Below are 12,201 nucleotides of genomic sequence, written 5' to 3' on the forward strand. Positions count from 1 at the left end.
GCCCCTGCGGGGTCGGCCGACCCACCTCACCCGTACCGAACAACCGGAAGGGAGGAGGGCGCTGTTCACCGGCCTGGGTCCCAGGCCGCCGCGCCACATCCTCGATGAGCCCCACGAGACTCCTGGTGACCGGCGGCGCCGGCTTCATCGGTTCGCACTACATCCGTACGCTGCTGGGTTCCCCCGGGGCGGACGACCTCCACCTCACCGTCCTCGACAATCTCACCTACGCGGCCAGCCCGGAAAACCTCGACGAGGTCCGCCACCTGGACGGCTTCCGGTTCGTCACCGGAGACATCTGTGACGAGGCGCTCGTCGCTGAACTGGTCGCCGGACACGACCAGGTGGTTCACTTCGCCGCCGAGTCGCACGTCGACCGCTCCATCCGCAACTCCGCGGAATTCGTCCGCACCAACGTCCTGGGCACCCAGGTCCTGCTCGACGCCGCGCTCCGGCACGGGCTGCAGTCCTTCGTCCACGTCTCGACCGACGAGGTCTACGGCTCGATCGCCACCGCATCGAGTTCGGAGGCCCACCCCCTCAGCCCCAACTCGCCGTACGCAGCCTCGAAGGCCGCCAGCGACCTGATCGCCCTGGCCTACCACCGCACCCACGGCCTCGACGTACGGGTAACGCGCTGTTCCAACAACTACGGCCGGCGTCAGTTCCCCGAGAAGGTCATCCCGCTCTTCGTCACCAACCTCCTGGACGGCAAGAAGGTCCCGCTGTACGGGGACGGGCTCCACGTCCGCGACTGGCTGCACCTCGATGACCACGTCCAGGGCATCGAATTGGTACGCACCCGGGGCCGCGCGGGCGAGGTCTACAACATCGGCGGCGGCACCGAGCTGAGCAACCGGGAGCTGACCGAGCTGCTGCTGGAGGCTTGCGGGGCATCGTCCACCATGGTCGAGTACGTCACCGACCGGAAGGGACACGACCGGCGCTACTCGGTGGACTGGACCAAGATCCACACCGAGCTGGGCTACGAACCGCGCAAGGACTTCACCGACGGCCTGGCCGAGACGGTCGCCTGGTACCGGGACAACCGGGACTGGTGGGAACCGCTCAAGGCACGCGCCGAACGGCTCGCCGAGACATGCTGAGCGCGGCGGGCAACTTCGTGAGCGACATGAAAGACCCGGACGGCACGCACCGCAGGGTGATGGTCCTGGGGGCGACCGGGTCCGTCGGCCGTCATATCTCCGCGGCGGTCCGCGCCGCCGGCGAGGAAGTGCTGATGGTGGCGCGCCGGCCGGGCACCGCGACCGGGGCAGGGCGGTTCTTCCCGATGGACCTGATCGGCGAGGGACCGGACGGCCTGGCCCGCCTCATCGACGCCGAGCGGCCCTATGCCGTGGTGAACGCGGCCGGCGCCGCATGGGTGCCTTCGCCGGACGTCATGCAGCAGGCCAACCACGCCCTGGTCGGCAACGTGCTCGCGGCCATGGCCGCCGCGTCCTGGCGTCCCCGGCTGGTCCACGTGGGCTCGGTGCTCGAATACGCCCCGCAGCCGCCGGACACCTGGTTGGACGAGCGGGCGCCGACCCGGCCGACCTCGCTGTACGGACGGACGAAGCTGCAGGGCACCGAAGCGGTCCTCACCGCCGCCGCGGCCGGGCAGGTGGAGGCGGTCGTACTGCGGGTGTCGAATGTGATCGGTGCCGGCAATTCACCGGGCAGCCTGCTGGGGCAGGTCGCGGCGCAACTGCGCGCCGCGGAGGCGGACGGCGAAGCGGTGGTCCGGGTCAGCCCGCTGCGGGCGAGCCGGGACTTCGTCGACGCCCGGGACACCGCGGACGCGGTGCTGGCCGCGGCAGCCTTGCCGGTCGGCGAAGAGGTCATCAACATCGGTCGGGGCGAGGCGATCCCGGTGCGCACCATGGTGGAGCGGCTGATAGCCGCCAGTGGAAAGCAGGCACGGATCGTCGAAAAGGCGGAACCCGGGGGAGTGCGGGCCCACACCGACCTGAACTGGATGCGGGTGGAGACCAGCAGGGCCAGGCGGCTGCTCCACTGGACGGCGCGCCGCAGCATCGACAGCTCGGCACGCGATCTGTGGGAGGGCACCGCCCCCGGCCCGGCCCCCCGTCCCCCGGACCGCCCGGCAGCCCACCGTGCCCGCCCCGCCCCGACCAATGAGTGAAGGTATCGAAGTGTCAGCATTCGCAGACGGCCCCCCGCGGCATGTCGCCGTGTTCCTGTTCGCCGACTTCGGGCACATCGGCCCGACGCTCGGGCTGACCCGTGAACTCGTCCGCCGTGGCCACCGGGTGACGTACTTCGTCGACCACCAGTACAGCGAGGTGATCGAGGCGACCGGCGCTCGGGCCGTGGGCTACACGTCCCGGCGCGGTGCGTTCTTCAAGGAGCCCTACGCCGATGCGGCCCGCCTGGCCGCCGAAGGTCTTGACCTGCTGGTCGAGTCGATGGAGCGGGTCCATCCGCTCGCGCTGTCCACCCTGGCGGCCGACCCGCCGGACATCGTGCTCTACGACTTCGAGTCGTTCGCGGCCGCGCGGATGACCGCGCATGTCCTCGGCTGCGTCACCACCGTGCAGCTGGGCGTCAGCCACGTGTCGAACGAGGTGTTCTCCCTGCGAGAGATGCTGTTCGACCCCGACGACCCGTCGATACGCGAGGGCGGGACGGCAGTGATGCGGTTCGCCCAGGACAACGGCATCGCCCCGGACGGGCTGGGCCGCTTCGTGCGGGAGTGGGACGAGCGCAACCTGGGCTTCCTGCCGCGGGAGTTCCAGATCGAGGGCTCCACGTTCGACGAGCGCTTCGCCTTCGTGGGACCCACGGTCACCGAGCCCGAGGAGGATGCGCCGTGGTCGCCGCCGGCCGACGGCAGGCGGCTGGCGTTGGTCTCGCTGGGGACCGAGGCCAACCAGCAGCGCGACTTCTTCCGTACCTGTGTGGACGCCTTCGACGAAGCCGACTGGCACGTGGTGATGACGCTCGGCCGCGACGGGGACCTCGCCGGCCTCGGCGCCCTCCCGCCGCATGTGGAGGCCCACCAGTGGCTACCGCACCCGGTGGTACTGCCGCACGCCGACGTTCTGGTCTGCCATGCGGGCATGGGCAGCGTCATGGAGGCGCTGTCCTTCGCCACACCGGTGGTCGCGGTGCCCCCCCAGACCTTCGAACTCACCCTGACCGCACGGCGCCTGGCCGAGCTGGGCCTGGGCCGGATGATCAATGGCGACCAGCTGACTGCGGATACCCTCGCCGCGGCCGTGGGCGACATCGTGGCCGACCCGGAGAGCCCGGAGCGGATGGCGCGGATGCGGGCGAGCATACGCGGGGCCGGGGGTGCGGTCCGGGCAGCCGGCTTGCTGGAGCAGTGGGCCGTCCGGGCCGACGCGGACGTTCCGAGCTGACACCGCGCATCGACAGCGGGCGGCCGGTGCCCACTACCCCCGAGGGGTGGTGGGCACCGGCCGCCCGGGTATGTCAGGTGCGGCTGGTGACGAAGTCGGTGACGCTGCGGATGCTGTGGTCGATCATCTCGTCGGTCAGCCCGGGGAAGACCCCGATCCAGAAGGTGCGCTCGGCGATGATGTCACTGTTGGTCAGCGGCCCGCTCACCCGGAACTCCCGTTCCAGGTAGGCCGGGTGGCGGGTGAGGTTGCCGGCGAAGAAGCGGCGGGTGGCCACCCGCTGGGACTCCAGGTGGTCGATCAGCTCGGCAGCCGAGAAGGGCGCGCTGTCCTTGACCGTGATCACAAACCCGAACCAGCTCGGGTCGCTGTCCGGCGTGGGCTCGGGAAGCAGAAGATGGGGCAGACCGTCCAGCCCGGCACGCAGCCGTGCCCAATTGTGCCGACGGGCGGCACCGAACTCCTCGATCCTCGCGAGCTGGGTGAGCCCCAGCGACGCCTGCAGATCGGTCGACTTCAGGTTGTACCCGATGTGCGAGAAAATGTACTTGTGGTCGTAGCCGTGCGGCAGGGTGCCCATCTGCTGGTCGAACCGCTTGAAGCAGCGGTTGTCCTCACCGGGCTCGCACCAGCAGTCGCGCCCCCAGTCCCGCAGCGACTCCACGAACCGGGCCAGCACCATGTTGTCCGTCACCACGCACCCGCCCTCGCCCATGGTGATGTGGTGGGCCGGATAGAAGCTCTCCGTGGCCAGGTCCCCGAAGGTGCCGGTCAGCTTGCCGCGGTAGGTGCTGCCCAGCGCATCGCAGTTGTCCTCGATGAGGAACAGCCCCCGATCGCTGGCGATCTTCGCGACCTCCTCGACGGGGAACGGGTTGCCGAGCGCATGGGCGATCATGATGGCCCGGGTGCGCGGGCCGATGGCCTCCTCGATGCGCTCCGCGGAGGCGTTGTAGGTGCCGAGTTCGACGTCGATGAAGACCGGCACCAGACCGTTCTGAATGATCGGGTTGACCGTCGTGGGGAAACCGGCTGCCACCGTGACGACCTCGTCGCCGGGCACCAGCCGCAGGTCCTCCAACTGATGCGAGGTCAGTGCACTGAGCGCCAGCAGGTTGGCTGACGAACCGGAGTTGGTCAGATGCGCCTTCCGCAGCCCGAAGTGCTTGGCGAGCGCACGCTCGAAATTCCGTGAGCTGGCGCCGGCCGCGATCCGGAAGTCGAGGGCCGCCTCGACCAGGGCGACCCGGTCGTCCTCATCGAGGACCGCGCCCGACGCCCCCACCGGCGTCACCCCTGGCACGAATCCGGACGCGACGTTGTCCTGGTGGTAGCTGCGTACCAGTTCCAGAATGTCGCTCTTGCTGTACCCCATCGGTTGCCGCCTCCTGTGAGTGTCCTGCGGGATGATCCGTCGCGCCGCCGCGGGGCGCGATCCGTGATGCGCGGCGCGGAGCACGAATGGCCGACGATTGCGGGGCCACCCGGCGCACCGGTTGTGTGAATCCGGTCGGCTGGTCGGGCAATTCACTTCAGCACGCCCTTCCGGCAGGGGGCCAGGGCGGCTGGCGAAGTCTAGGAATTGCCATAGAGCCGGAGCAGTGCCCCTCACGCGGGGTAACACCGGCTGTGCACACTGGGGAATCTCCCCCCCGCTGGGCACCCGTACTGGCGCCGGACAGGGGCAGGACCGCGCACGGTCGGTGTGCCGAAGCAGGTGTGCCGAAGCAGGTGTGTCAAAGCGGGACGTCGAAGCCATCGACGGACGTCTCCACAGCGCTGTCAATTACCAGGGGTGTGGGGGGATTTCCCGCCGGGCTGCATTAAGCGTGAGCCCGGCATCGGCAAGGTCCCGGCGCAATCCTCCAGCGGGGTGCGGGTGATAATGTCCTGTTGATTTCTCAGGCACCCGGATGGCTCCGTACGGCGAGCGGGGTGACCATACTGAATCCCCCCAGGGCCGCGTGACACCACGATGAACGGCCGTGCGAGGGGGCCGCGGAAGGGACGGGGCGGCGGTCATGTGCCGTGCTCTGTCCCGCGCCGGATGCCCGGCCCGAGGACTGACCGGTGTCCGGTGCAGGATCTGGAGCCTGGCTCCGGGGCGTGAGGGGATCGTGTGCAAGTTGGTTGAGGCGAGGGGAGTTGTGGTGGCTACAGGTACGGTGGTGCGTTTTGACGAGGTGCGCGGTTATGGCTTCCTCGCCCCCGACACCGGCGGTGAGGACGTCTTCGTCCATGTCAACGACTTGAGGGACGACAAACATCTGTTCCGCAGTGGAATCAGGGTGGAGTACACCGCGGAGGCCGGGGACCGCGGGCTCAAGGCCAGCGACGTACAGCTGCTGGAGCCCGTGCGGACGACCGCGGTGCGGCGGCAGGCTCCGGTGGCCGGCGGGCCGGAACGGCCGGGGAGCGCAGAGTCCGACGAGGACCTGCTGTGCGATGTCCTGTCGCACACCGAATTCCGGAACGAACTGACCGAGGCACTGCTCGACGCGGCTCCCTCGCTGACCGCGGCGCAACTCGTGCAGGTGCGCAGGCGTGTCCTGGAACTGGTCCAGGCGCACAACTGGATCGAGGCCTGATCCACCGCCCCGGCGGGGCGGAAAAGACAGGGCGGCGGAATCGTACCGTCCAGGTGCCGCGAGCGCCGGACACACGGATTCCTCCGCCCTGTGGCTTTCTCTCCACCCTCCTTATGACATCCGGCACCGTGTGACCGCTTGCGGAAACTGAGGAATAAACCAGTCTTCCAGCACGGTCGTTGACTCGGCGTTCCGGCGCCAGCACTCTCGCACTGTCCCTGAATCCGGGCATTGGCTCGCACCGGGATACCTGTGCTCAGCCGGGACTTCCGTGCGTCCCGCACTCAACGAGGAGAACCGCCGCCGTGTCCAGCCATATTGCCGTTTTCTGCATTCCTGCCCACGGACATATGCGTCCCGCCTTGGCAGTCACCGAGGAACTGGTGCGCCGCGGTCACCGCGTGACCTTTGTGGCGCCGGAAGGATTCACCCTGGCCGTCAGGGAAACCGGGGCGAGCGTGGTGCCCTACACCTCACCGATGGCCGAGGCGTACGCCGCCATGAAGGATGCGGATCTGCCCCCCGACCACCTGGCCTGGTACGCGGTCTTGCTCCAGATCGAGAGTGAGGAAGTGATCCGGGCGGCCGAGGAGCACTTCACCGATGGTCTGCCCGATCTCCTCTTCCACGACATGTCCCTCGCCTTTGCGGGCCGGACCCTGGGAACGCTCTGGAACCGCCCCGCCGTTCAGTCCACCCCCGCCATGGCGTCCAACGCCCACTACTGGGAGTTCGGCACCATGTTCGCCATGATGGGCTTCCCCGAGGATCACCCGGCGGTACCTGAACTCTTCCGCCGCGCCTCGGAGTTCGCCGAGGAACGCGCGCTCTCCGTTCCCACCGAGGAACTGCTGGGTTGGCAGATGCCCGTGGAGAGCGTGGTCTACGCACCCCGGGCGTTCCAGCCCGCCGAGGAGACCTTCGGAGACGAGACCGCCTTCGTCGGACCGTGCTTCCTCACCGAAGACCTCACCCTCACCTGGGACACCCCGCAGGACGACACCCCCCTGGTCGTGATCTCCATGGGCACCTTGTCCCATGCGCAGTCGGAATTCTTCCGTACCTGCGTGCGTGCGCTCACCGGCCAGCCCTGGCGCGCCGTCATCACCGTGGGCAACGGCTTCGACACCGCCACACTGGGGACCGTACCGCCCAACATCGAGGTGTATCCATGGGTCCCCCAGATCGCCGTCCTGGAACACGCCGATGTCTTCGTCACCTCCGGAGGCCTGGGCAGCCTCATGGGCGCGGTGCACACCGGCACCCCGATGCTCATGGCCCCCCACCTGCCGGAACACCGGATCACCTGCCTACGCGCGGCGGAGCTGGGGCTCGGGGTGCTGCTCGACCCGGGGGAGGCCACCGAGGAGCACTTCCTCACCACGCTGCAGCACCTGATCACCGACGAGGCCACGCGGACACAGCTGCGCCGTATGCGGGAACTGACGGAGGCGGCCGGCGGGGCGACGCGGGCGGCGGACGTGCTGGAATCGCGGATCCGGGCGGCTCGCTGAGCCGCGTTCCGCACCGCCGGCGCGGCCCGGACGGACAGCGAACGGACCGCGCCGCCTGCGGCGCCCTCTCCACATCCGCCGGGCGCCGTACGGATGTGTCTCGTGACCTACCCCAGGAGGACCGGGAATGGGAAACTCCAACAACCTGGACGATGCGACCATCGGGCCGCACTACAAGGCTCACTACCAGTTCCAGTACCTGACTGCTGCCTTCCAGTTCGGGCTGTTCGACATCCTGGAGAAGACTCCCGGCATCACCTTGGACGAGCTCTCCGTACGCCTGGGCCTGGCATGCCGGCCGACCCGGATCCTGCTGCTGGGCTGCACCACGATGGGCCTGGTGTGGAAGGAGGGGGACGGCTACCACAACGCCCCGTACATCCAGCCGGTCAGTGCCCTCTCCGATCAGCCGTCGGCCACCTACCTGCACTGCATCTACCGTGCCGCCGGCTGGTTCTGCGAGTCCCTCAAGGAGGACACCAACGTCGGCCTGCAGCGCGAGATCCCCGGCACGGCACCCAGCCTCTACGGCCGGCTCGCGGAACACCCGGAACTGGAGTCCGCCTTCCACACCATGATGGGTGCCGCCAGCCACCCCGTCCCCGAGGGCATCGCCGCCAAGGTCGACCTCTCGGAGTACCGGTACCTGCTCGACATCGGTGGCGGCTCAGCGATGAACGCGGTGCACCTGGCCCGCTTCTGGCCCGGCCTGGAAATCACGATCGGCGACCTGCCCTCGGTCGCGCCCCGGGCCAACGAGAAAATCGCAGAACTGGGCCTGGCCGACCGGGTCCGCGCCGTCAGCCTCGACGCCTTCCACGACGAATTCCCCATCGGCCATGACGCGGTGCTCTTCGCACACTTCCTGGAGATCTGGTCCGCCGACCGCATCCGCGGACTGCTCACCAAGGCGTCCCACGCACTGCCGTCCGGAGGCGGGGTCTTCGTGATGACCCACTACCAGGATGACGACGAAACCGGATCGGAGCGTGCGGCCTACCTCTCCGCCTACTTCCACACGGTCGCGTCCGGCGAAGGCATGGTGTACACGGCCAAGGAGTACGAGCAGTGGTTCAGCGAGGCGGGGATTGACCCCGTGCAGCGCGTGATGTTCGGGCCGGACACCGTGGTGATCTGCGGCCGAAAGCGCTGAGGCGGAGCAGAGCACCCGGGCAGCCCCACCGTGGGCTCGCCCGGGTGCTCGGGGTTCGGGGCACGGTGGGCTCCTCAGGCGGCGGTACCTGGAAACGGCTGGTCCGCCGACCGCCACTCCACCCACTGCACGTTGGTGGAGTGGGGTCCGCCCCCAGTCCAGGGCGGTGTCGACCACCACCCCGGAACCCTCACGGGCCCAGGAGGCCGGGTACCGCCGCCGGGTCGCCGGCCGGCTCCGCGGGCAGACAGTCGGCGTACCGGGGCAGCATGCCCCGGGCCTCGGCCTCGGCCAGGCTCGGCGCGACGGTGTCCCGTTCGGAGAGGCAGAACTCCGTCTCGCGCGGCCAGGGCAGGCCGATCGCGGGGTCCAGCGGATCGATCGCATGCTCCAGCTCGGCCCGGTAGGGAGTGCTCACCAGGTACGACATCACCGTGTCGTCCTCAAGCGCGAGGAAAGCGTGCGCAAGTCCGTCGGGAAGGTACACGGCCCGGAAGGACTCCGAGTCCATGTCGACGAGGTCCCAGCTGCCGAAGGTGGGGGACCCCACCCGGATGTCCACGACTGCGTCCAGCGCCCGACCCCGTGCACAGTAGACGTACTTGGCCTGGCCAGGGGGAGTGGCCGTGAAGTGGAGTCCACGCAGGACGCCCCTGGCCGACCTGCTGTGGTTGGTCTGCGCCAAGGGGAAGCGGCGGCCGACCGCCGCGATGAATGCCTGCTCCTGCATCGGCGAGACGAACAGCCCGCGACGGTCCGAGTGAGTATCCGGCGTGAACTCGAATCCGCCGGCTACGGCGAGCTTTCGGGTATGCATCAGCGATCACCTGCCTGTCGCGTCGTCAACGGGCGATGGCGCCACGGAGGCGGGCTCGCCGGACCGGACACGCATGGCGTCTGCCGACTGCGCGCGGATATCCGGCTTGAGTGCGGCGGGGCTCGGAACGGCCCGTGCTACAGGTCGGTCCAGGGAAGGCGGCACGCCAAGCACCCCCGTCCGGCGCGCTGTTGCCTGTGGGGCCCGTATGGGGCCAGTGCGGCCGGATCAGTTCGGTGCGCATCATGCCATTCACGTTTTTGCGTCCCACCACGTTCGGAATCACGTTCTTTCGTCCAGGGCCCGTCCGTTGGGCGGGCCGAGGTGCAGCCATTGCCGCGCCCGGGCGCATACCCGCCTGCCCTGCCGGGCCGCCCCAGCCGTGGCGCTCCTCAGCCAAGAGCCGGGAATTCTGCCGTGCCACCGCAGCGGAGAGCACGGTCCCGGTGTTCCGGCAGGAGCGACGGGCTGAACCCGGATGCCACAGCATCAGTATGGGCAGAACCGATATGAAAGATTCCCTAATGCTGGACCCAGCCTTGAGAGGGCTCAGGCCTTGAGAGGGCTCAGGCCCCCGTGGTTCCCGAACGCATTCTGGTAAATGATCTAGAACTTGCTCGCCGAAGTCACCTCCGTGCCTGCCTGGGTGCTAACTCTTACGTGACTGTGCAACTCGTACGGTGTTCAAGGCTGGCCGATCCCCTCGTGACGCAGGCCCCGGAGAGCGGTCCTGACTCGACAACGACGGTCGGCAACCGACAGCTCAAGGAGTAGCGATGGCTGCACCACCTGACGAGAAAGAATCGGCGACGGACGGCAAGCAGAGAGAACAGACGGCTGCCCGCTGGCAGTTCGCGATCACACTGCTCTGCGACGTCGTCCTTCCTGCGGGTCTCTACTACGTGCTGCGCGCAGCGGGCTGCAGCGAGCTGCTGTCGCTGCTGTGCAGTGCCGCCGCGCCGGCGCTCAGCACCGGGTACTCCATCGTCACGCGACGCAGAATCGACAGCGTCGGCGTCTTCGTCATCGCCATCCTCGTGCTGGTCGGCCTCGGTTCCTTCCTCTCCGACTCCCCGCGCCTGGTCCTGGCCAGAGGCGGCTGGTTCACCGGGCTCGTCGCCCTGGGGATCCTCGCCACGCTTTTCACCGCCCGTCCGTTCACCTACCGGGCGCTCAAGTCTCTGCTGCCGGGCAAAGCAGAGGCCCTGGAACAGTTTTGGCTCACCGAGCCGATCTTCCGCCGGGTCTGGCGCGGTCTGACCGTGCTGTGGGGGTGCGGGCTGCTGGTCGACGCGGCACTGCGCTTGATCATGGCCTACACGCTGCCCGTCGACTCGGTGCCGGCGCTCGACGGTCTGCTGTATGTCGTGACCTACCTCGTGCTGCAGGTGATCACGCACTTCATCCTGCACAGGACCGGTGTCTTTCGCATGATCTTCCCCAGACGTGCCAAGCCGGCCGAGTCCGCTGAAGCTGCGGAGGCGGAAGAGACCGGGAGGGCATGAGAAGAGTCGGCAGGATGGCCCGGCACGTCGGCAGGTGACCACGCAAGGGTGCGGCGCGCCGTCATCCGTGTCCGGTACGCCGAGGTGAGGTCAGGCCGCGTGTCTGCCGATGCGGCCACCGTCCCGGTTCCCGGCCCCTGAGAACCAGGTAAACGACCAGACTTCCGGTGCATCGAGTCGACAGGCCTTGCGCCGGCCGTCCGGGCTCCATGGATAGTGGCGGCAGTACGCACCTTCCCGATCCGCTCGGGATGACGGCGCCGGCAGTGGTTCGGCTGTGCCGGCCCACTGGAAAGGACTGATCAGACCCATGAGTTCACCCCTTGCGGACGACGGCCTGTGGTGCCGGCGCTTCCACCCGGCCCCGGACGCGGGCCGCCGCCTGGTGTGCTTCCCGCACGCCGGCGGTTCCGCGAGTTTCTACCACCCCGTCTCGGCTGCGCTCAGTCCCGACGTGGATGTCGTCGCCGTGCAGTACCCGGGGCGACAGGACCGTCGCCAGGAAGAAACGATCGACGACATCGGCCTCCTGGCGGACCGGATCGCCCAGGCGCTGGGCGCCTGGGCCGACAGGCCGTTGACCTTCTTCGGCCACAGCATGGGCGCGCTGGTGGCTTTCGAGGTGGCACGGCGTCTGGAACGTGCTGGGAACGGGCCCGTGCGGCTCTTCGCATCCGGGCGCCGGGCGCCGTCCGCCTACCGTGACGAGGATGTTCACCGGCGCGATGACGACGGCATCGTCGCGGAGCTACGGGCGCTGAGCGGGACCGACTCGCGGGTCCTTGAGGACGACGAGATGCTTCGCATGGTGCTGCCCGCCCTCCGCAGCGACTACAAGGCGGTCGAGACCTACCGAAGCGAGCCCGGAGCCGTCGTGCGCTGCCCCGTCACCGTGCTCGTCGGCGACCAGGACCCCAAGACCTCCGTCGCGGAGGCCCGTGCCTGGGAAGGGCACACGAACGGCGATTTCGCTCTGCGGGTCTTCCCCGGCGGGCACTTCTACCTGGCCGACCGGCAGGCAGAGGTGATGAACGTACTCCACGATCACTTCACCTCGGCTGCCCTGCAGGGTCCTGCCTAGGTATCGTCCTACCGCCCTGACCGACCTCCTCGAATCCACCCACGCACCCCGACGGCCTGGTGGCGCTGGGCGCCCGTCAGGTGCCCTGCGTGTCAGGGCGGTGCTGCGGATATGACCCTGCCCGGGAGGCGGCCCCGACCGGTGATTCCGACGGTGC

Annotated in this window: 10 protein-coding genes; 8 read left to right on the plus strand and 2 right to left on the minus strand. The window is 68.8% G+C overall.

Annotated features, from left to right (window positions below; all coding sequences use genetic code 11):
• The first annotated feature begins 104 nt into the window (after positions 1-104).
• From rfbB to AB0C46_RS26320, 3 genes are read left to right on the plus strand one after another with little or no spacing between them, the layout of a single operon-like run.
• The gene (gene rfbB, locus AB0C46_RS26310; protein WP_362830735.1) at positions 105-1,106 is read left to right on the plus strand and encodes a dTDP-glucose 4,6-dehydratase; all 1,002 of its coding nucleotides are present in this window, start codon (positions 105-107) and stop codon (positions 1,104-1,106) included.
• A 26-nt stretch (positions 1,107-1,132) separates the two neighbouring features.
• Positions 1,133-2,146: an NAD(P)-dependent oxidoreductase gene (locus AB0C46_RS26315; protein ID WP_362830846.1), complete on the plus strand. Its 1,014-nt coding sequence runs from the start codon at positions 1,133-1,135 to the stop codon at positions 2,144-2,146.
• A gap of 10 nt (positions 2,147-2,156) precedes the next feature.
• Positions 2,157-3,386, plus strand: a complete 1,230-nt coding sequence (locus AB0C46_RS26320) for a macrolide family glycosyltransferase (protein WP_362830736.1) — start codon at positions 2,157-2,159, stop codon at positions 3,384-3,386.
• 73 nt (positions 3,387-3,459) lie between these two features.
• On the opposite strand, the gene rfbH is transcribed toward AB0C46_RS26320, so the two are convergent.
• Complete coding sequence (gene rfbH / locus AB0C46_RS26325; RefSeq protein WP_362830737.1) at positions 3,460-4,761, minus strand: lipopolysaccharide biosynthesis protein RfbH; 1,302 nt, start codon at positions 4,759-4,761, stop codon at positions 3,460-3,462.
• Positions 4,762-5,536: 775 nt separating this feature from the next.
• Between rfbH and AB0C46_RS26330 the strand changes: the two genes are divergently transcribed.
• The 3 genes from AB0C46_RS26330 to AB0C46_RS26340 all read left to right on the plus strand — a co-directional run bounded on the left by AB0C46_RS26330 (position 5,537) and on the right by AB0C46_RS26340 (position 8,641).
• The gene (locus AB0C46_RS26330) at positions 5,537-5,974 is read left to right on the plus strand and encodes a cold shock domain-containing protein (RefSeq protein WP_362830739.1); all 438 of its coding nucleotides are present in this window, start codon (positions 5,537-5,539) and stop codon (positions 5,972-5,974) included.
• Positions 5,975-6,279: 305 nt separating this feature from the next.
• Positions 6,280-7,488, plus strand: coding sequence for a macrolide family glycosyltransferase (locus AB0C46_RS26335; RefSeq protein WP_362830740.1), 1,209 nt, complete (start codon positions 6,280-6,282; stop codon positions 7,486-7,488).
• Between the two features lie 127 nt (positions 7,489-7,615).
• Complete coding sequence (locus AB0C46_RS26340; RefSeq protein ID WP_362830741.1) at positions 7,616-8,641, plus strand: methyltransferase; 1,026 nt, start codon at positions 7,616-7,618, stop codon at positions 8,639-8,641.
• Positions 8,642-8,831: 190 nt separating this feature from the next.
• Here AB0C46_RS26340 and rfbC read toward each other — a convergent pair whose 3' ends face one another.
• A complete protein-coding gene (gene rfbC / locus AB0C46_RS26345; RefSeq protein WP_362830742.1) occupies positions 8,832-9,458 on the minus strand; it encodes a dTDP-4-dehydrorhamnose 3,5-epimerase in 627 nt (208 codons plus the stop codon).
• 776 nt (positions 9,459-10,234) lie between these two features.
• Here rfbC and AB0C46_RS26350 point away from each other — a divergent pair.
• Both AB0C46_RS26350 and AB0C46_RS26355 read left to right on the plus strand, forming a co-directional pair.
• Entirely contained in the window at positions 10,235-10,963 is a 729-nt protein-coding gene (locus AB0C46_RS26350; protein WP_362830743.1) for a VC0807 family protein, read from the plus strand.
• A 310-nt stretch (positions 10,964-11,273) separates the two neighbouring features.
• Positions 11,274-12,044, plus strand: coding sequence for an alpha/beta fold hydrolase (locus tag AB0C46_RS26355; RefSeq protein ID WP_362830744.1), 771 nt, complete (start codon positions 11,274-11,276; stop codon positions 12,042-12,044).
• Positions 12,045-12,201: the final 157 nt, after the last annotated feature.

The sequence above is a fragment of the Streptomyces sp. NPDC048637 genome (assembly GCF_040650675.1).
Classification (GTDB): domain Bacteria; phylum Actinomycetota; class Actinomycetes; order Streptomycetales; family Streptomycetaceae; genus Streptomyces.

Bases quoted from the DNA above. Each gene is read 5' to 3' on its own strand.
- rfbB (WP_362830735.1), top strand. From the start codon at position 105: ATGAGCCCCACGAGACTCCTGGTGACCGGCGGCGCCGGCTTCATCGGT.
- AB0C46_RS26315 (WP_362830846.1), top strand. From the start codon at position 1,133: ATGAAAGACCCGGACGGCACGCACCGCAGGGTGATGGTCCTGGGGGCG.
- rfbH (WP_362830737.1), bottom strand. From the start codon at position 4,761: ATGGGGTACAGCAAGAGCGACATTCTGGAACTGGTACGCAGCTACCAC.
- AB0C46_RS26340 (WP_362830741.1), top strand. From the start codon at position 7,616: ATGGGAAACTCCAACAACCTGGACGATGCGACCATCGGGCCGCACTAC.
- rfbC (WP_362830742.1), bottom strand. From the start codon at position 9,458: ATGCATACCCGAAAGCTCGCCGTAGCCGGCGGATTCGAGTTCACGCCG.
- AB0C46_RS26350 (WP_362830743.1), top strand. From the start codon at position 10,235: ATGGCTGCACCACCTGACGAGAAAGAATCGGCGACGGACGGCAAGCAG.
- AB0C46_RS26355 (WP_362830744.1), top strand. From the start codon at position 11,274: ATGAGTTCACCCCTTGCGGACGACGGCCTGTGGTGCCGGCGCTTCCAC.